General features: G+C 44.5%; 20 protein-coding genes. 10 read left to right on the top strand and 10 right to left on the bottom strand.

Annotated elements, in window-relative coordinates; all coding sequences use genetic code 11:
• Positions 1-58: 58 nt before the first annotated feature.
• From MHH89_RS04480 to MHH89_RS04470, 3 genes are all read left to right on the top strand, one after another.
• Positions 59-1,078, top strand: a complete 1,020-nt coding sequence (locus MHH89_RS04480) for an ABC transporter substrate-binding protein (RefSeq protein WP_341086432.1) — start codon at positions 59-61, stop codon at positions 1,076-1,078.
• 91 nt (positions 1,079-1,169) lie between these two features.
• Positions 1,170-1,811: an ABC transporter permease gene (locus MHH89_RS04475; RefSeq protein WP_341086430.1), complete on the top strand. Its 642-nt coding sequence runs from the start codon at positions 1,170-1,172 to the stop codon at positions 1,809-1,811.
• An 11-nt stretch (positions 1,812-1,822) separates the two neighbouring features.
• Positions 1,823-2,530, top strand: a complete 708-nt coding sequence (locus MHH89_RS04470) for an ABC transporter ATP-binding protein (RefSeq protein ID WP_076126073.1) — start codon at positions 1,823-1,825, stop codon at positions 2,528-2,530.
• A gap of 115 nt (positions 2,531-2,645) precedes the next feature.
• Here MHH89_RS04470 and MHH89_RS04465 read toward each other — a convergent pair whose 3' ends face one another.
• Positions 2,646-3,113: a hypothetical protein gene (locus MHH89_RS04465; protein WP_076126071.1), complete on the bottom strand. Its 468-nt coding sequence runs from the start codon at positions 3,111-3,113 to the stop codon at positions 2,646-2,648.
• A gap of 84 nt (positions 3,114-3,197) precedes the next feature.
• Between MHH89_RS04465 and MHH89_RS04460 the strand changes: the two genes are divergently transcribed.
• Entirely contained in the window at positions 3,198-3,578 is a 381-nt protein-coding gene (locus MHH89_RS04460; protein WP_076126069.1) for a hypothetical protein, read from the top strand.
• Here the strand turns inward: MHH89_RS04460 and MHH89_RS04455 are convergent, their stop codons facing one another.
• The 3 genes from MHH89_RS04455 to MHH89_RS04445 form a co-directional block, all read right to left on the bottom strand.
• Positions 3,579-4,037 carry a hypothetical protein gene (locus MHH89_RS04455; RefSeq protein ID WP_076126068.1) on the bottom strand — a complete coding sequence of 153 codons (459 nt, stop codon included), beginning with the start codon at positions 4,035-4,037 and terminating at the stop codon, positions 3,579-3,581.
• Between the two features lie 113 nt (positions 4,038-4,150).
• A complete protein-coding gene (locus MHH89_RS04450) occupies positions 4,151-4,336 on the bottom strand; it encodes a hypothetical protein (RefSeq protein ID WP_076308090.1) in 186 nt (61 codons plus the stop codon).
• A 212-nt stretch (positions 4,337-4,548) separates the two neighbouring features.
• Positions 4,549-6,534 carry an AraC family transcriptional regulator gene (locus MHH89_RS04445; RefSeq protein WP_341086426.1) on the bottom strand — a complete coding sequence of 662 codons (1,986 nt, stop codon included), beginning with the start codon at positions 6,532-6,534 and terminating at the stop codon, positions 4,549-4,551.
• 344 nt (positions 6,535-6,878) lie between these two features.
• Here MHH89_RS04445 and MHH89_RS04440 point away from each other — a divergent pair, with 344 nt between their 5' ends.
• Positions 6,879-8,942 (top strand): methyl-accepting chemotaxis protein, encoded by a 2,064-nt coding sequence (locus MHH89_RS04440; RefSeq protein ID WP_341086425.1) that lies wholly within the window; start codon positions 6,879-6,881, stop codon positions 8,940-8,942.
• A gap of 165 nt (positions 8,943-9,107) precedes the next feature.
• On the opposite strand, the gene MHH89_RS04435 is transcribed toward MHH89_RS04440, so the two are convergent.
• Genes MHH89_RS04435 through MHH89_RS04425 form a run of 3 tightly spaced genes read right to left on the bottom strand, consistent with a single transcriptional unit; the run spans position 9,108 to position 11,710 of the window.
• On the bottom strand, positions 9,108-11,246 hold the full coding sequence (locus MHH89_RS04435; RefSeq protein WP_341088791.1) for a M56 family metallopeptidase: 2,139 nt from the start codon (positions 11,244-11,246) through the stop codon (positions 9,108-9,110).
• Positions 11,149-11,349: a hypothetical protein gene (locus MHH89_RS04430; RefSeq protein WP_254847649.1), complete on the bottom strand. Its 201-nt coding sequence runs from the start codon at positions 11,347-11,349 to the stop codon at positions 11,149-11,151. The genes MHH89_RS04435 and MHH89_RS04430 overlap by 98 nt, the downstream gene beginning before the upstream one ends.
• Positions 11,333-11,710, bottom strand: coding sequence for a BlaI/MecI/CopY family transcriptional regulator (locus MHH89_RS04425; RefSeq protein WP_076126059.1), 378 nt, complete (start codon positions 11,708-11,710; stop codon positions 11,333-11,335). The genes MHH89_RS04430 and MHH89_RS04425 overlap by 17 nt, the downstream gene beginning before the upstream one ends.
• A gap of 203 nt (positions 11,711-11,913) precedes the next feature.
• On the opposite strand from MHH89_RS04425, the gene MHH89_RS04420 reads away from it, so the two are divergent.
• The 5 genes from MHH89_RS04420 (at position 11,914) to MHH89_RS04400 (ending at position 16,978) form a co-directional block, all read left to right on the top strand.
• Entirely contained in the window at positions 11,914-13,404 is a 1,491-nt protein-coding gene (locus MHH89_RS04420) for a 4-hydroxyphenylacetate 3-hydroxylase family protein (protein WP_076280768.1), read from the top strand.
• Between the two features lie 214 nt (positions 13,405-13,618).
• The gene (locus tag MHH89_RS04415; RefSeq protein WP_076280769.1) at positions 13,619-14,278 is read left to right on the top strand and encodes a response regulator transcription factor; all 660 of its coding nucleotides are present in this window, start codon (positions 13,619-13,621) and stop codon (positions 14,276-14,278) included.
• A gap of 1 nt (position 14,279) precedes the next feature.
• On the top strand, positions 14,280-15,653 hold the full coding sequence (locus MHH89_RS04410) for a sensor histidine kinase (protein WP_340034416.1): 1,374 nt from the start codon (positions 14,280-14,282) through the stop codon (positions 15,651-15,653).
• A gap of 60 nt (positions 15,654-15,713) precedes the next feature.
• A complete protein-coding gene (locus tag MHH89_RS04405; RefSeq protein ID WP_076310431.1) occupies positions 15,714-16,520 on the top strand; it encodes a hypothetical protein in 807 nt (268 codons plus the stop codon).
• 80 nt (positions 16,521-16,600) lie between these two features.
• Positions 16,601-16,978 carry a PilZ domain-containing protein gene (locus tag MHH89_RS04400; RefSeq protein ID WP_076126051.1) on the top strand — a complete coding sequence of 126 codons (378 nt, stop codon included), beginning with the start codon at positions 16,601-16,603 and terminating at the stop codon, positions 16,976-16,978.
• Positions 16,979-17,111: 133 nt separating this feature from the next.
• Here MHH89_RS04400 and mnhG read toward each other — a convergent pair whose 3' ends face one another.
• Genes mnhG through MHH89_RS04385 form a run of 3 tightly spaced genes read right to left on the bottom strand, consistent with a single transcriptional unit; the run spans position 17,112 to position 18,251 of the window.
• A complete protein-coding gene (gene mnhG, locus MHH89_RS04395) occupies positions 17,112-17,510 on the bottom strand; it encodes a monovalent cation/H(+) antiporter subunit G (RefSeq protein ID WP_076126049.1) in 399 nt (132 codons plus the stop codon).
• Positions 17,485-17,778 (bottom strand): Na(+)/H(+) antiporter subunit F1, encoded by a 294-nt coding sequence (locus MHH89_RS04390; RefSeq protein WP_036686407.1) that lies wholly within the window; start codon positions 17,776-17,778, stop codon positions 17,485-17,487. The genes mnhG and MHH89_RS04390 overlap by 26 nt, the downstream gene beginning before the upstream one ends.
• Positions 17,778-18,251 (bottom strand): Na+/H+ antiporter subunit E, encoded by a 474-nt coding sequence (locus tag MHH89_RS04385; protein WP_076126047.1) that lies wholly within the window; start codon positions 18,249-18,251, stop codon positions 17,778-17,780. The genes MHH89_RS04390 and MHH89_RS04385 overlap by 1 nt, the downstream gene beginning before the upstream one ends.
• Position 18,252 lies beyond the last annotated feature (1 nt).

Here is an 18,252-nt window from a genome sequence, read left to right as displayed (position 1 = left end):
TAAAATTCATCAGCATTACCATCTAGCTGTCAAAATAACCGCTTGAAAGGAACTCACGATGAAAGCTAAATCTGTTTATGCCTTGTGCCTCAGTTTACTGTTAAGTTTATTTTTTATGTTAAGTGCCTGTTCGCAACAAAAAAATGAAAATTCGCCCAAATCCGCCGCTCCCTCCGCTGGCCCGGCAGAAACACTGAATATCACGGTCGGCGGCCCTCCTTCTCCGCCTTCTCTGCCTATTCTGAGGCTAATTGAATCCAAGGCATTGGGAGAATCGGTCAACATCGAGTTCAAAACCTGGGAGTCCATCGACACGCTGACCGCGCTGGCTAAGGACAATCAAGTAAGCTTCTTAGCTCTGCCGCTGAACAATGCCGTCGTGATGTATAACAAGGGAATGGATCTTTCCTTGATGAATGTGAATACCTGGTCAGTGATGAGCATGATTACAACAGATCCGTCCATCCAGAGCTGGGCGGATCTTAAAGGAAAAACGCTGTATGTGCCTATGAAATCCTCGCCTGTCGATTATATTACGCAGACCTTTTTGAAGCATAACGGACTGGAGCCAGAGAAAGACATCACATTGCATTACACCCAGCTGGCTGAGGGAGCTCAGCTGTTGTTATCCGGCAAGGCCTCCACAATTGTGAGCATTCAGCCGCAAATTACCGCGATACAAATGAAAAATGATCAGGTGCGCTCGATCGTGGATTACAAAAAGGAATGGCAGCAGGTTACCAAATTAAACACCGATCTGCCCAACGCCGGACTCGCAACCAAGCAGTCAGTAATTGCCAGCCAGCCGGAACTGGTCGCCCGCTTCCAGGAAGAATATCAAAAAGCGCTGCAATGGACGCTGGACAACCCCAAAGAGGCGGCTCAGTTGGCCAATAAGTATTTCAAGCTGGATGCCGGTGTGGTTGAGAAAGCGATTCCGCATATGGCGCTGGATTTCGCCTCCGCTTCCGAGAGCAAAGAGGTTCTGTCAACGTATTACCAGACGCTGATGAATTACAGCAAGGACAGCATTGGAGGCAAGCTTCCCGATGAAAATTTCTATTATCAGCCTAAGTAAAAAAGCCATATCCCTGTTGGGCATTGCCTTGCTGTGGCAGCTTGTAGCTATGCAGATGGACCCTTTTGTCCTGCCTGGCCCGCTGGAGACGATGCGCACGGTCCTGAGCTATTTCGGTGATCCGGAATTTTATTATGCAGTTTATCGCACGCTGCTCAAGCTGCTGATCGGCATGGTCTGCGTTCTGCTGCTGGGCGGCTGTCTGGGGCTGCTGCTTGGACTTTATCCGCGTTGGAAGCCTTATCTGGAACCTGTCATCGATATAATGCAATCCGTGCCGCCGATCGCCTGGCTGGGCATCGCGATCATTTGGTTTGGGCTTACGGATCTGCCTGCAATTTTTATTATCGTGTTGTCCACTACACCGGTTTTGGTGGTCAATCTGTACGAGGGATTTGCGGCGATCGATGGCAAATTGATGCGGATGGCCAAGGTCTATCATGTACCTGGTAATAAGATTCTCCGGCATATCATATTGCCTTCGCTCAAAAGCTATCTGAAATCAGGCATGATCACCTCAGCGGGACTGGGCTGGAAGCTAGCCGTAATGGCGGAGCTGTTGACCTCCGTCGACGGGATCGGCAGCCTGCTGTCCGATGCCAGAACAAATCTGGAGACCGATCGTGTGTTTGCCCTGGCGTTGTTTATGGCTATTTTCTGGAATGTGATCAAATCTTGCATTACATTTCTGTTCCGCAGCAGGGTAAGCCTGCCGACGCATTTGAATAAATAAGGGTGGGGCTTATGCTTATTACACTACAAGAAGTTTCCAAACGCTATTCGGGAGTTCCAATCCTGGAAAAAATCAGTCTTGAAATCCAGATGCCGAAAATCATTTGTATTCTAGGCCCTTCAGGTGCGGGAAAGACAACGTTGCTGAATATCCTGTCACAGTCCGAAAGCGCCGATTCCGGCAGGGTCACTGTGCATCCAGAGCTAAAGCTGTCCTATGTCTTTCAAGAGGATTGTTTGCTGCCGTGGTCTACAGTTGGTGAGAATATCAGCTTTGTTAAGGAGGCTTCTCCGACCTCTGCGTCGGAAATCGAAGCATTTTTGGAAGAGGTCGGGCTTGCTGCCTACAAGAATCATTATCCTCATCAGCTGTCAGGAGGCATGCGGCAGCGCTGCTCCATTGCCCGCGCTTTTTATCACGGCGGAAATATGCTGCTGATGGACGAGCCTTTTCACTCCCTTGACTATCATCTGCGGTTTGATTTAGTTCAGAAATTAATCGCATTGTGGGAGCGCAAGAAATGCGCCATCGTTTTTGTTACGCATGATATTGATGAAGCCCTGCTGTTGGGGGATGAAATTATGATCTTGTCCCGACATCCGGGCAGGATTGTAAAAATTATTGAAATTGATACTCCACAGCGCAGCCGTTCGCTGAAAGAGCTGAGCCTGCTGAAGATTCGCGCCGAAATTCTGGAGCAGCTGCTGACGGCACAGTAATTGCCTGAATGATGCAGAGCATTTCAAAAACAGGTATATAGAAAACGCGAGTTGGGCGGCATTGCCCTGAACTCGCGTTTTTGTGCTAAGTGATTCGGTTATGTATTTCTAGCGCCTATTTTGCCGGGTATCGTTTCAACTGCTGCTCAAACACGGTATTATAGTAAAATTTTCGCGGATAGGTATCCTCCTTCAACACCTTGTAAAGCACGGATTGACCTTCTTCATAACGGACCGCAAATTCACATTCATCATAAAAACGCCGGGACAGCTCACGGATATTGTCTTTCTCGGACGAACAGCGCCATCCGAAATAAATCATGTCTAGCTGGTCCAGCGGATCACGGTAAGTGTCGAGGACAATACAAGCGTTTGGTTGCTCTGGATTGCTGTAAACGAGCACATGTCCGGTGTGAACAGGGTTGGCAAAAAAATGTTCATAAATCTCCGCAACGGGTACTGTAATACCCAATTGATCCATGATGATCTGAAAATTCGGGTGCGGAATATAGGTATCACTCTGCTCATCCGGGTACTCCACCAATTCTGTAATGGATGCCATGACCCCAAATTCATACTTCATATAAACATCCTTCCTGTTGATTGCTTGAAAAATATCCCTATGCTTGCTATGATAACAAAATTATTAGGATGAGAGGCGATTTTCATGAAAAAAAAGCTGCGTTCTATCACGCTCAGGGAACTGGAATACAGCTATATATTGGGCATGAGAATCCATGACGAACGGAGTCTGCTTGAATTAAAGATTTATCATAAAAATGTAAAGCTCCACCCCCTCCGCATCCAACTCCTAACATGGGATGATCCTATTGCCGGTTGTCCGCTAAATACAGGCTATCTGCTGCAAAACCATAAAAAGGGTTTTGAAGATGTCTATAATCTAAATCATCCACAGCGTATCCGCGAATGGATCGAATATGGAACGGCTAAAGGCTGGGACGGCACCCGGACAATAGAGATCATAAATGGATTGGATGCTATGCAGGAAATGGGCTATGATATTACTTCATTGCGCACCTCTATATAATCAGTCAAAAACCTGTTCCAGTGCTTGCGGATAATAAGGGCTGATAATTTTATAGGCATTCAAGTGAGGATTGCTTAAATCATTATCATAAATGATCATATGCTGTCTGCTTTTTAAAATAATATCAAATCGTTGCTTGCAGTCAGCCTGAACTATCGTAATATAATAGCTAAAGTTTTTGTCAGAACTGACATTTCGGGCCGATTTCATTAATTGAACATGAGAGAAATCAGCAAAAATCCGCTCAATAACAGCAGGATCAGTTATAATGATGTCTTTCTTTTCACCGGGAACTGAAGACAATCGCGAGATTTCTAGTGAGGCGATTTCTTCCAAACGGATGGTATTGGCTACGATTCGTTTAAACGAAGTATAGCGGCTTGCTGTATAGGCCATCAAAGAGACACCTACCCCTGTCAGAAGCGCACCGACAAGCATATATTTTCTATTTTTATCCATTTCCCCATTCCTCCCAGTAATACGATTAAGTAAACTACAATTATAAAACTATATAGACACCGGTGCAAATTCAGAAACATAAAGTTCAAACGGTACAAAAGGGCGGCGAGCTCCTAATCCTCAAGCTCGTCCAGCTTCGCTTCCAATTCAGCCAGCTTACAATTCGCTTGATCCAATATTTCTTCAAGCTTTGCAGCTTCTGCTCGTTTTATTTCTTTTTTAACGGCCTTAATCTGCTGCTCCAAATAAAGAATATCGGCTTCATTTCCTGAGTTGTTCCAGATCTGTGAGTAAGTCATAGTCAGCCTCCGTTTATCTATGTCGACGATTCAATCATAACCCGCATTCCACTTCTTCAGATTAATCGATGCTACTCTTGGAGTCTAGCTAATCAACAAAAAACAATGACCGATTACTATTCTATATTCAACCCTCTTTACTTTATAAACAAAATAAAGAAGCAGCGAGTTCCTCCTCTGCTTCTTTGTTGCGGATTAACCTGAGATCTCATTTATTTAGCCAGCAGTTTAGGGAACTCATCCAGCAGCATGCTGCTGGTCAACATATCGTCATAATTCCATTTAGTCTCCACAAAAGTAACTTTTCCGCTCTTTACAGCAGGGAGCGAGCTCCACAACGCAGTTTTCATTAACTCATTAAAGGAATTTTCCGCATCAGCATTGGCCGGATAGATGACAAACAAATGGTCACCAATAAGCATCTTATGCATTAGCTCAGGGGAGACCTCAATATAGGGTGCACCTTCTGCCGGCTCGATTTCCTTCACTGCCTCGGACATTTTGTAGCCCTGCGGCTGATACAGCAGTGCAGGAATACCACCAGTTTTCATCAAATACATTGTCTTGTTCCAATAATAAATCAGCACTACCGCTGTTTCTCCTTCGGCAAGTTTGCCTTCCTGACGCAATCCGCTCCACATATTCTCGGCCTTGCGATTATATTCGGACAACAGTTGCTCTGCTTCAGCCTTTTTACCCACTATCTCACCAATGACAGGCAGACGCTCAGACAAGGGTTTACTCTGGTCAAATACAACAGTAGGTGATATTTTGGACACTTCTTCATATTGTTTGTCCATCACATAACCCAGCATCGTCAAATCCGGTTCCAGATCCAAAACAAGTTCCAGATTTGTAGGAAATCCAATATCCTGTGCCGGGGTTGTCTCCTTGTCTAAATAGACTGATTCTTCAATAAACCGGCGGTCGACACCGACCGGCTGAATCCCGAGTGCCAGCAGGTCTCCGATCGAATTACCTTGCAGCACAATCCGCTGTGGACGCTCTGGAATATCAACCTCATGCCCCTGACTGTCTTTATATACTCTTGTAGATTTTGAATTGATGGCTGAGTCCGGTGAACTTGTCTCTGTTTGCACAGAGGATACCGGACTAGGGCCAGCATTCACAGAATTAACTGGACTGCTCCCTGAAGAGCAAGCACTAAGCATTAAAACCAGACATAACAGCATCGCTGCTCCCATTGACATTTTTGTATTTCTAACCATCGGTAAATCCCCTTTTCTTCTATATTGATAATGATTATCATGATCATTAACAATATAACTTGGCTCAGCCCATCCTGCATTAGACAATCTTAGCCTGATTTTAGGACGATCTGATCCTTTGGCAGAGCCTAGGGCCAATGACTTAAAATTACCCGGAGTCACACCGGTTGTTTTCTTGAAAATACGGATGAAATAGGACAGGTCCGTGTACCCCACTCCGGCGGCAACCTCCTGCAATGATGCATCGGTATTTAGCAGCAGTTCCTGCGCCTTATCTATTCGCGTCCGAATAAGAAAATCAATCAGACTGGTACCCGTCTTGCTTTTGAACTGCTTCGCCACATAGGCCACACTATAATTAAGCTGCTCTGCAATAGAGGATAAGGTAATAGGCTGACTGTAATATTCTCGTATGTATCGAACTGCTTGCTCCACCAGATCCGGCTTGACGGGATAGACTCCATATGCCTGTCTCTGCCGCTCAACTTCGTAGACAAATTGATAAAGCATTGCTTTGATCTGAATCCGTTCAAGTGAACTTGAGTCCAGCCATTTCCGGTGCATCTCCTTTACTTGAGACAACAAAGCCACTGGAGCATTCGGAGCAAATTCATATTGTTTTTGAAAAGGACTGTTTCTTTCAAAAAGTCTACGTACACCTGATCCGGACGTTAGCGAAAGCGAGGCTTTATAGAAAATAAAATAAAACTCCATTTCCTCCCTGACCCAATCAATATCCAGTTGCCCTCCCTTTCCGCTGTGTAGGATATGAAAACGTTCTGCAGCATGTTTATTTCCATTGAGCCGAAAAACCGCGTTGCCGCGAACCATATATAAAAAACCTGCAGCCGGGAACCTATAGGAGTTCAGCTTGTCTCCTGCCTTAAACAACATATGGCGAATATCAATCAGCCGGATATGTGCATAATCCCAGAGCATCAAATTATCATCAGCATTTAAAATCTTCACTCGCCTCCTTCCTATCGGAAGTATAATTGATAATTATTATCAACCGCAAGAGCTGGAAGCAATCTACAAACAAGAAGTCTGATAAAGGCAGTTAAGCATCACCTAAAAAAACAACAGTTCGCCTCTAATCAGTAGATGCAATGTGCCAAGCTACAGGCTAATTGTTAAGATCTCCCTCTCCCCCCACCATCTTGAAATCCCGCACCAGTCAAGGATTTATTCTGTGCATCATCCATTTTAATTTAATTTTTTCATTCTCAAAATTACTATTTCGAAAATCTCACTATCTTCCGATATGTTCTTATGAGCTATTTGCTCAGAGACAACTTGGGGGAGATGGTAGCATGTTACAACAACTAAAAAAAAGGCGGTTTGGTTCATCAAGCATAGCAAATACTTTGTCCATTGTACTTTTAGTTATTATTGTTGTCGTCTTCTCAATCTTGGGAACCTTTATGTTTTCCAGCACTCGCAGCATACTTGTGAAACAACAAGAATCTATGCTTCAGACCAAAACACAGGCACTTGTCAGTCAATTTGATGCACTATTTAAGGAAAAGGGTTCACTGGTCAAGCAAATGTCAACGAATAACTTATTCAAACAATACATCGAAACCACCGAAGCTCCTGAAATGGCCAAAACTTCTCCGCATGCCGCTGAAGTAGCAAAGACACTAGCTGCCATTGTAAAGGTGGAACCCACTTTTGCAGATGCATGGATTGCGAGTACTGCCGGCAAAGGTTTTTATATCCTCAACAATGGTACGACATCAGATGCTGCTTTTAACATTAAAGAACGGCCGTATTATAAGCCAGCAGTCGAAGCAGACGGCCTGTACTACTCCGATCCTTATATTGACATCACTACAGGTGATATGCTGATGGGTATTTTCTATCCGATAAAAAATGACAACAATACATTAATCGGTTTTGTCGCGGTTGATATAGCGTCTAAAAATATCCCTGAGATAATGGAAAGCTATAAGCTAGGCAGCACAGGTTATTCCATTCTCGCCTCCAAAACAGGTGATATTCTGTATCACCCAGACCAGTCTAAGGTCACAAAGGAAAAGATTAATGAGCTGCCAGGTGAACTTGGGGAAATCGGCAAGAAAATGATCGCTGGTGAATCCGGCGTACATCTGATTAATGACAACGGAGAACGCCGTTACATCGGCTATGCTACAAGTAAAGATACCAGCTGGTCCGTAGGTTTAACTATTTCAGAGCGGGAAGTGCTCTCCGAATTAAAAAAGTTCACCTGGATTACGATTGGCGGGTTTGTTGCAGCGGCGATTCTGCTCGTTCTATTTTCGTATATCACGCTCCGTTATCTGCTCAGATCCATACCGAAGCTGCTTACCAAAATCAAACGGGTGGAAAATGGGGATTTGACGGTTCAATTTGATGCCTATTCCAACAACGAAATTGGACAAATCTCCAACGGAATATTCAACATGGTCCAGAAAATTCAAGGGATGCTCCAAATAGTGGGTACCTCCGCTCAGGTATTAAACCAGTCCTCAAAGGATCTGCAATCTATTTCTTCCCGTACAGCTATAACGATGAACGATACAGCCACAGCCATTAATGAGATTGCGAATGCAACCAACTATCAGTCGATCGAAACGGATACGATTTTGCAAAAAACCGGATCATTATCTGGTCAAATTGACGAAATCGCTAATGATGCCATAGCCATAGAGACGATGGTGCAGGCTTCTGCCGACCAGAGCGAACTGGGGTTGGGTGTATTAGATCAGTTATCAAAATGGGCAGAAGAAAATCATAACTCCACTCATTCGATATCGTCTGCCATCCATGATATTGATCAAAGCCGTCATGAAATTTCGAGCATCGTGGACACGGTACATCAAATCGCTACGCAAACCAATCTGCTGGCACTAAATGCTTCCATAGAAGCAGCACGTGCGGGAGAAGAGGGACGCGGATTTGCCGTTGTTGCCGGAGAGGTTCGCAAGTTGGCGGAGCAGACTGCACAGGCTACACAGGAGATTGGCAGAAAGGTTCATGAAATCGAAGAGAAAACTAGAGCATCTGTGGAATACACAGCCCAAGGACTTGAAATTGCCGAAGAAAATGCAAAATCCGTGCAGGCTACGAAACAGGTATTCTTTAGCATCAACAGCGATTTGGAGGCTTTAAGATTACGTATGATTCAAATCAGCAGCAACACCTCCAAAGTCCATAAACACAAAGATGAAATCCTACAGGCACTCGAAATCATTTCTTCAACTACAGAAGAGAATTCCGCTTCAACGGAAGAAGTTAGCGCAAGTACGCAAGAACAATTGGACAGCATTGAACAGGTTGCCGAACTGTCCCTGCAGCTCAATCAGTTGTCCAAAAAGCTTCAGGACGAATTAAACCAGTTCCAGGTCGAATAGTCCTTTAGTCATCCGTAATTTACACAGTCGTAAGACTGTCCTCCCTTCAAGAAAAATTAAGCAGCCAGTGCATGCCGATAATCTATCGGCGCGTACTGGCTGCTTTTAGTTTCAATTCGCTAGTAATGGTCTCTTCAATAATACGGTACAGACCTTGAAACTTAACTATTGATACGGGTCAGGAATTTCCTCCCACTGACCAGTAAAGACATCTACTTTAATCGTGAATTCCCTGCTTCCTTGCCTAACATCACTGAACAAATAACCATCCCCGATAAAGCCTGAAATCCAGTCCGTATCTGTTGGCTTGAAACCCTCTGTATCAAAGATAGGTTGGAGTAACTTATACAGTTCCTTCTGGTATTCTGTACCGTTAGAGATGTTCCACAGATCTATCGCTTCTCGGTTTACAAGACTTCTCAGTGGACTGCCAGAAGTTACGTCATGAACCGTTCCGGTAAGCGGATTTATTTTATAGCTATTGCCTTCCCCTACGCCATTCAGTGGATCTATATCCACCCTATACTGATCTCCGTCTTTGCTAAAGGTCCAACCACTTGCCGGAAGCTGTTTTTCCATCATGGACTTGATATCCTGTTCACTGAGTGGTGGAGATATAAACGATCCATAGTACATCTGTGCGCTCTCAATGGTCAGATTCTTCCCGTAAACGGCAATAACTTCGAGCGGAAACTCAGACATAGACGCCGCACCGGACATATGGGCTACAATTTGGTCATCTATCAGTTCGTATGAAACTATAGAGCCAAATCCGACCTTCTCTCCCCAAGCTCCCTCCGTGTAATCATACACTTTGGTCAAATGCTTTCCGTCCAGTTCAGCAGATACATAAGTGTGGTTATTTCGATGTGTAATGGATGATTTCAGCTTCTGATTCAACGTTTCGATCGGATCTTCGACCACAAGCTCTTCCAAGCTAGCAGGCTGAAGCACATGAATCTCACTCATAGAAAGTCCAGTACCCGTGCCGGTCGTAATGCGTATGAAAATTTCTTTCGTTCCATCTCCGTTCACATCTGCTTCTTCAATCAATGGAGGCCGAGTTTTATCTTCTCCTGCATTCCACAAGAACGTACGGCTTACTTCACCACGCACATCTACCGTGACTTTATGCAAAAGTGTATTCTCACCAGTGGGATTAGCAGATACCGTGATTCCGTTTTTTTCCGCCAATAAAGTGCCTTTAACACTGGAATCCGTTGTATTTTTATCCTGCACTTCTGCCTGAAAAGTAGCAGGAGCGCTCATTGCCGGAGCTGATGCAGAATTCAGCTTTGCTCCTGTAAGGGTACAGCCACTTAAGATCATAATTACAGCTAGGCCCAGCATTGAGCTTTTTGCCGTAAATTTTTTGTGCCTGGTGATCATAATAATCCTTCTTTCCATTTCCTTTTTGCTGCTCGAAATGCCAGCTGTACCTGCCAACCGGATCGGATCGGGTAAGGTTTCTAACAATTTGAGAAGTGTCAAGGCATAACTTCTGTGGCAAGCTGGTTCAAGATGCTTCAAGGCCAGAGCATCACAGGCAACCTCTTGATCCTCTTTCATTTGGCGTACGGCATACCACAACAGCGGATTAAACCAATGCATGGCCAGCAGCAGACCTGTCAGCAGATTTAGCAAAATGTCATGGCGCTTCACATGTGCCAGCTCATGAAGGAATATATGACGGAGTCCGTTCGTCTCCAGAGTGTGTAAAGTAGAGGTGGGCAGCAGCAACTTGGGCCGCATAACGCCAAGTAGTGTCGGTACGGCAATCTGCTTCGTCCCGATCAGCTTGACTGGGCGACGCACCTGCATTTCCTGCTTACAGGATTCGAACAACCGTTGGACTTCTGAGGAATGAATCTCCGTTTCCTGTCGAACCCGTGCGGTAAATCGCAGTTGCGCTCGAACCGACATGCCCAGCACCACCGCCGCTCCGCCAAACCACACCAAAACCAGTACATGTATCGGCTGCCATCCTGAATCTGTTTGCGGATTGACTTGTACCATAACATCCGATGTCGATTCTCCCGGCAAAGGTCCACTTTTTGCAATTCCAGTAACTGACGGCGGTTCCTTTTCCCCTCCGGTCAACTCTGGGACATAAGTAAAGCCAACTTCCGATTGCGCTGACGGAATAAAGGAACTCTGCGCCGTTTCTTTCTCCAGCGGCAACAGATTAAAAATACTAAATGTGCTTTCAGGTGCCCAAGGTATAACCAGCCTCACGATCAATGGTATCCACAGAAGATACGTCCAGGTAGGTTTCAGACGATCCTTGAACAGGAAGCGGGTCAATAAGATCAGCAGAGCCAGCACGCTCGCCATGGCAGACAGCGACAATACCTTGACGAACAGATTGTATGCAGCTTCCAGCAAGCGGCTCAGTCCTTTCGTTCATCCAAAATTCTCTTCAGTTCTTCAATATCTTCCCGGGACAACTTTTCATCCTGCAAAAAATTGACCAACATCGGGCGCAGAGTTCCACCGTAGATCCGCTTCAGAAAGGATCTTGTCTCCGATTGGACACATTCCTCTTCCCGCACCAGCGGATAATAGGAATACACCCTACCTGTCTGGTTATAACCAATAGCCCGTTTCTCTGTCAGACGCTTAATCAACGTCCGTACCGTCTTTGGGTTCCAGTCCCTGCTGCCTTCTAGTGCTTCAACAATCTCACCTGCAGTGCGTGGGGCACTTGCCCACAGCACCTTCATCACTTCCCACTCGGCATCCGAGATCTTTGGAGTTTCCGTAGACATCATTCTATCCGCCTTTCTTTCCTCTGTATGACTACACTTGTAATCCAATATCCAAAATATACAAGTCAGCATCGTTTATGTCAACCCTAAACTCCCAGCTCACCACGGTTTATGGACAATGTACACGGAGATTCATGATTACGTACATTAATAGCAATAATACGGCTTTATTAGTCAAAGATGACTTCAAAGAGGGGGAACCTATGCCTATAAAAACAGGTAATCAATACATCGAACGAATCGACCGGCAAAAGATCAATATCTGGTACAAAGGAACACGTGTTGAAGGTCCTTTATCCAAACACCCTGCCTTTCAAGGTCTCTTACAAACACAAGCCGAAATGTATAACATGCAGTGTGATGAACGTTATTTGGCGCAGATGACCTATCCTTCACCTGATACTGGAGATCCGGTTGGTTTATCTTTTCTTCCACCCAAAAATGCTGAAGATTTAGAACGCCGGAGAAAAATGATTGAACTCTGGTCCAACAGACATCACGGATTTTTAGGACGTTCCCCCGATTATATGAATACGGCCATCATGTCTCTGTTCACAGCTGCTGATATCCTTGAGGATCATAATCCGAAATATGCTGAGAACCTCAGAAAATACTATGCCTACTGTCGAGATCATGATATTACCTTATCCCATGCTTTCATCCAGCCTCAAGCCAGCAAAATATCCGGCCAGATTGATGCTACAGAGGATTCTATCGCTGCAAAAGTCGTAGAAATCAATGATCAAGGGATGTTTGTTACCGGTGCTTTTATGATGGCAACACAGGGAGCTACATGCGATGAAATGCTTGTATTCCCAACTCCCTCACCCTCACTTGTGGATGATGATAATCCCTTTGCGTTTGCCTTTGCGGTGCCTAATGATCTGCCTGGGATGACTTTTTTTTGCCGTGAAAGCTACGCTGCCTCATCCACCTACGACCATCCGTTAAGTTCAAGATATGAAGAAATGGATACCCTTGTTATCTTTGACCGCGTACTGATCCCTCATGATCGTATATTTTATTATGGCGATGAGAGGTACTGTTCCCGATTATTCGGCGAGAGTAACTTTCATACGCATATGGCCCACCAAATTATCACCCGCTATATTGCAAAGACCGAGTTTTTTCTTGGTATGCTAGAGTCTTTGGCGGAAGAACAAAATGCTGTCCTTGAGGCCTACACGATTTTGCCTATTTCCAGAATATTAACCTATTTAGAAACTTTCAAAGCCTTAAGACTTGCAGCGGAAATAGGGGCTTCGCTCGACAAATTTGGATATCTCGTTCCAGATAAAGGTCCACTGTTGGCTTCAACCATTCACTTTTCAGAGTTTTATCCAGAGATGGTTGAAATGGTTCAAAACCTCAGTTCAAGCGGGCTCATCATGATCCCCTCTGAAGCCGACTTTACATCAAGCGCTGGTTCGTATCTTTATGAGTATTTGAAGGGAAATGTCTCGGATGCGTGGTATCGAAATGCCTTATTCCGGCTGGCTTGGGAACTAGGAGCGGGTGCATTCGGAGGTCGTCAAACCCAGTTTGAGCGGTTATTTTTCGGCAACTCCCAAACAGTGGCCTGGCGTATGTACAACAGCTATGATAATCACGAGTATTTTCGTCAAATCGTTCACGAATTTATTGCCCCTGATGCCCACTTGTCTAAGTCAACAACAGATGGAATTTCCAATTAATCAAGAGTTGCGAAGGTTTATAATGATGTTTTTCAGGATTGATTAAGAGACTGCTTCCGCTCTCTTTTTCAGTCCTTTTTGAGCTTTATCAACAAACCAAATTAGGAAGAACTAGATGCTTTTCCTTACCTGCACTGGACAATTCTGTAATAAGTTGTTTATAGTTTATTAGCATTAGGAAGTGATTTGCTAGCTTAGGAGGGAACAATGAACTATGGGCCATATCATAGTCGTAGAAGATGAACGTGCAATCAGTGACTTAATTACTATGAATCTAAAATTAGTCGGACATACCTATAGCAAGGCTTATCGCGGGCTGGAGGTTATTGAACTGCTGGAACGTGAAAAGGCCGATTTAATTCTGCTCGATATAATGCTGCCCGAACTGGACGGTTTTGAGATCATGCAGCGGATTGCTCACTTACAAATTCCGGTGATTCTGATCACCGCAAAAGATTCACTGGCTGATCGCATCAAAGGCTTTGAGCTGGGCGCCGATGATTATATTATTAAACCTTTTGAAATCCTTGAACTGTTGGCAAGAATCAATGTGGTGTTACGCAGGAGCGAAAAAGGCATTTCCAATTTTCTCTGTGGAAACGTTGAGGTACGTTATCTTGAGAGGCTTGTGATGGTGGATCAGATACCCGTAGATTTAACCGCTAGGGAATTTGAGCTGCTTGAGGTCCTTATCCGCAACAGAAATATTGCTTTATCAAGGGAAAAGTTGCTGGAATTAGCCTGGGGCTATGATTTTGAAGGAGATACCCGTACCGTAGATGTTCACATCAGACAGCTGCGCAAAAAACTAGGCTGGGAAGAACGAATTAAAACCGTATTTAAGCTTGGTTACCGCTTGGAAGTTCAGGTCTAGTATGAGATTCTGGCATAAAATTCTGCTGTCAGTCCTCGCTTTCTTCATCGTCGCCCTAGATGTGAGTGTAATCATGATTATGAAAAAAAGCTGGCAGCTGAACATGGACAGCGAAATGCAGCGTGCTTCAAGCGAACAGCTATTAATTGCAAACAACATTTATGAAAATCTTGAATCGATTCAGACCCGTGGGGCCACACTTACCTCTACTTTAATCTCAAGTGTGGCTCAATCCTATGGTGAATTTTATCATAAGCAGGGAATCGGACTACAGCTCTGGGAGAATGACCAGCTGGTTTATCCGAATGCCGGAGTCCCATCAGTCTCAACACCGGAGTCACATTCTATTCAACTCTCTACTGAGCTCCCTGCTCCCTATCAAGCTTTGACGATCGTTTATCAACGTGATATCAGTGACCTCTATGCTAAGCAGCATGAGCTGAACCGTTTTTTTGTAATGATTAACTGGATTATCGGTCCAATTCTGCTCCTATTACTCTACTTGCTGATCCGGCAGTTGACCAAACCACTTAAACAGCTTTCAAAGACTACAAAAACGATCGCTGAAGGCAAATATACCGAGCGCGTGCAGTTGCGCAGTAAAGATGAATTTGGTGAGTTAGCCCTGAACTTTAACCGAATGGCAAACGCAGTGGAACAGCACGTGATCGAACTGTCTAATATGGCCGATGAAAAGCAGAGAATGGTCGATAACCTCGCCCACGAACTGCGCACACCTTTAACCAGTATGCAGGGATTTGCTGAATTTCTGACTTCCGCGAATATAGGCCAGGAAGAACAGCAAATGGCTGGTCAATATATCCTTAGTGAAACCTTACGCCTGAAGAATTTAGCCTTCAAACTGCTGGATTTGTCCGTCCTACGGCATCATCCTCTGACTCTGAAACAAGTAGACATATCAGATTTGTTCAAATCGGTTAAACAGATTGAGCAGCTTAAATTGGACGAAGCAGGCATCAAACTAGAAATGGATTATTCCATCCCTGCGGTTTGGGGTGATCATGATCTGCTAACTTCCTTCTTGGTTAACCTTGTCGAAAATTCCATTCATGCCTCTCCGCAAGGGAGCACCATCCGCTTGCTTGCCTATGTATTGCAAAATGAAGCCATATTGGAAGTATGTGATTCAGGATTTGGGATGACACCGGAACAGAGCGCGCGTGTTTTTGAACCCTTTTATCGAGGTGAAAAATCGCGCACACGCGAATACGGAGGTGCGGGTCTTGGTTTATCTTTATGCAAGCAAATCGCAGATGCGCATCAAACTAGAATTTCACTCAATTCTACTTTAGGTCAAGGAACAAGTATCCGCATCTTTTTACAACTCCATAACATCTGTTCACCTACTCTATAACATCTATAGTTTAAGGTTAGGAAGATTCAGCATCATCCGAAGCAAATGGAGGATATTCAAGTGAATAACAAATTCCCCACTACTTTAGCTATACTCCTGTTCTCGGGGAGTCTGCTAATCGTCAGTGCAGTCATTCAAAACACCACCCATTTAGCTTTAACCAGCACCAAAACCCCAGGGGTGAAGTTGGAAGCACCAACGCCGGTGTCCACAGTGAATGACGATCTGCAACCGCAGATGAGTCCTAAAGAAATACAAAACATTAACAATTTCATAGACATGGCGGGTCATGAGACTTCTGAATCCAAACGGACCACTGTCACACCGCCTGCTGCAGAGAATTTGAGTCAGACTGATGCCGTTATTCTGGCTGCTTCAAGCGTACGCAAATTATTCGATGTGGACATTGCCAAGCTGCAGATGCGGGTTATTCTGAGTGATACCCGAACCTCGCTGCCGTGGACATGGGCTGTACATTTCAGTCCATATAACGCCAAGACCCTAGAAGGGCAAGGTAAGGAATTCTGGGAATATGATGTACTAATTGATCCCATAAACGGTATGGTAGTGAACACGACCGCGATTAATATTGCTCTGAAAAGAACACCAATTAGCGCTTCTGCTGCCAGCACTATCTATAAAGATGCCCGTTGGATCAATGCGGCCATAACTATCCTTACAGATAAACAAAAAGAAAACCGGAAAATTGCTACAGCAACACTGATCAACACTGACACCAATGATAAACGCGGCATGGTCGCTGTTCAGATGATGCTGGAAGATGGCAGCAGCTACACGGCAGAAATGCGTTATCCTGATCAAAGTCTGCGCTGCCTTACCTACGAGACTGCTCAAGTAGTGAAATAAATCAAAAATGGAATCAGCTCTTCACTAATCCTACTTTTATGTCGATAATTTATATTACATGGAAAAGTATGGAGGAGCATATGAACACTAATCGCAGAACCGAACCTTTTCGATATACCCTTAAAGAACCTGTAACATTTGATCTTCATATTCTTACTATTAACGGAATCCAGGTTCCTTCCAAGCCTGTAAGGGCTGTATTGTTCGACATCAGTCGATCGGGTTGCCACTTATCGTTACCCCTCAATATCAACCCAGAAAATAACCTAGTACGCATTGGCATGGAAATGAATCTTACGGATGAATCTATGTACATAGAAGGAATATTGAAATGGAACAAAGAACAACAAGGCAGTTTCCACTACGGCATTCAATTGGACATCCCTGAGAATGATGGTGATCGGCTCCCAAGAGTACTTCGCATCCTTGCTGGAGAAGGCAAAATATTAGTTCGTTAAGATAACAAAAAAGAGTAGTTTTAATCTAAAAAAGAAACAACCCCGCGTTTTCATGCAGGGTTGTTTCTTTTTAGCTATTGCGATCCAAACTTATTGTTGTAATCCGAAATCGCAGATCACCATTTCATGGATTTTATTCTTGAGGCACATCCCGTTCAGGGGATGCTGCTACAGCTTTTTCTTTCTCCAGTACCTCTCTTAAATCATCTTGAATTCTGCGATTCCATAAGGGAACCCCTGAGCGATAAGCAGCTCTGCCCGTCAAATGCGCAGATAAAGGTGAGGTCATAAATACAAAGACAATCCCCAGTAGCAGCTTAGCACTTATATGATCTAGAAAAAATGCAAAATATAGAAAGGCCCCGCTCAGAACACATAAAACACCAAGGGTGGCACTTTTGGCAGCAGCATGTGATCTCAGATAAACATCAGGCAGCCGAATCAGACCATAAGCACTTACAGCACTAAGCAATGCCCCCATCAGTATTAATAAGGCAAACAGCAATTCACCGACTGTCTTGATCATTTCCATGTTCAAGCACCACTCCCCTTTCGATGTATCTGGCAAATGCCGTCGTGCCGATAAAGGAAAGAATGCCTATTAACAAAATAATTTCGATAAAAGCCTGCGTTCGGAGTAAAACAGAAAGAACGGCTACCATGGCTAACAGATTAATTCCAATCGTATCCAGTGCCGCTACCCGGTCGGGCAAAGAAGGTCCCTTCAACAACCGCCAGGCACATACACCAATCGCCAGCGCCATAATCGTAAGCGAGAGCATAAGAATAAAATGGATCATTAACGGGTCACCTCCAATATCGCACGCTCAAAGGTGTCACGGATATTCGCTCTGAACTGTGCGGGATCCTCAACATCCATGGCATGAATATACAAAGTCCGGTTATCATCCGATACTTCAAGTACCACAGATCCGGGAGTAAGGCAGAGCAATGTGATCAACGTAGCCACTTCCCAATCCGATTTCAGCTCTGTAGTATATTTCAAGATTGCCGGACGTATATTAAGCTCCGGTCTCAGAACAGCTTTTACCACTACATAACTTGAAACGACCAGCTCCCGCAGCAGCAACAGGATTAGCTTAATAATTGCCCACACTTTTCCTAGATATAATCTGGGCCAAAAACGTCGCATTCCGAGCAGAATGAGGATACCGATCAAGAAACCAATGACGAAACGTGGCCCAGTCCAGTCATTGTGCAGGAACATCCACAGGAATGCTATCATGAAATTCAATAATAGTTGAAAAGCCATA

The organism is Paenibacillus sp. FSL H7-0323 (assembly GCF_038002725.1).
Taxonomy (GTDB): domain Bacteria; phylum Bacillota; class Bacilli; order Paenibacillales; family Paenibacillaceae; genus Paenibacillus_AQ; species Paenibacillus_AQ odorifer.
This window is presented reverse-complemented; position numbering and strand designations above follow the sequence as displayed.

Bases quoted from the DNA above. Each gene is read 5' to 3' on its own strand.
- mnhG (WP_076126049.1), bottom strand. From the start codon at position 17,510: ATGGAAATGATCAAGACAGTCGGTGAATTGCTGTTTGCCTTATTAATA.
- MHH89_RS04415 (WP_076280769.1), top strand. From the start codon at position 13,619: ATGGGCCATATCATAGTCGTAGAAGATGAACGTGCAATCAGTGACTTA.
- MHH89_RS04455 (WP_076126068.1), bottom strand. From the start codon at position 4,037: ATGGATAAAAATAGAAAATATATGCTTGTCGGTGCGCTTCTGACAGGG.
- MHH89_RS04475 (WP_341086430.1), top strand. From the start codon at position 1,170: ATGCGCACGGTCCTGAGCTATTTCGGTGATCCGGAATTTTATTATGCA.
- MHH89_RS04450 (WP_076308090.1), bottom strand. From the start codon at position 4,336: ATGACTTACTCACAGATCTGGAACAACTCAGGAAATGAAGCCGATATT.
- MHH89_RS04385 (WP_076126047.1), bottom strand. From the start codon at position 18,251: ATGGCTTTTCAACTATTATTGAATTTCATGATAGCATTCCTGTGGATG.
- MHH89_RS04410 (WP_340034416.1), top strand. From the start codon at position 14,280: ATGAGATTCTGGCATAAAATTCTGCTGTCAGTCCTCGCTTTCTTCATC.
- MHH89_RS04390 (WP_036686407.1), bottom strand. From the start codon at position 17,778: ATGATCCATTTTATTCTTATGCTCTCGCTTACGATTATGGCGCTGGCG.
- MHH89_RS04425 (WP_076126059.1), bottom strand. From the start codon at position 11,710: ATGTCTACGGAAACTCCAAAGATCTCGGATGCCGAGTGGGAAGTGATG.
- MHH89_RS04480 (WP_341086432.1), top strand. From the start codon at position 59: ATGAAAGCTAAATCTGTTTATGCCTTGTGCCTCAGTTTACTGTTAAGT.
- MHH89_RS04430 (WP_254847649.1), bottom strand. From the start codon at position 11,349: ATGAACGAAAGGACTGAGCCGCTTGCTGGAAGCTGCATACAATCTGTT.
- MHH89_RS04460 (WP_076126069.1), top strand. From the start codon at position 3,198: ATGAAAAAAAAGCTGCGTTCTATCACGCTCAGGGAACTGGAATACAGC.
- MHH89_RS04400 (WP_076126051.1), top strand. From the start codon at position 16,601: ATGAACACTAATCGCAGAACCGAACCTTTTCGATATACCCTTAAAGAA.
- MHH89_RS04440 (WP_341086425.1), top strand. From the start codon at position 6,879: ATGTTACAACAACTAAAAAAAAGGCGGTTTGGTTCATCAAGCATAGCA.
- MHH89_RS04465 (WP_076126071.1), bottom strand. From the start codon at position 3,113: ATGAAGTATGAATTTGGGGTCATGGCATCCATTACAGAATTGGTGGAG.
- MHH89_RS04420 (WP_076280768.1), top strand. From the start codon at position 11,914: ATGCCTATAAAAACAGGTAATCAATACATCGAACGAATCGACCGGCAA.
- MHH89_RS04470 (WP_076126073.1), top strand. From the start codon at position 1,823: ATGCTTATTACACTACAAGAAGTTTCCAAACGCTATTCGGGAGTTCCA.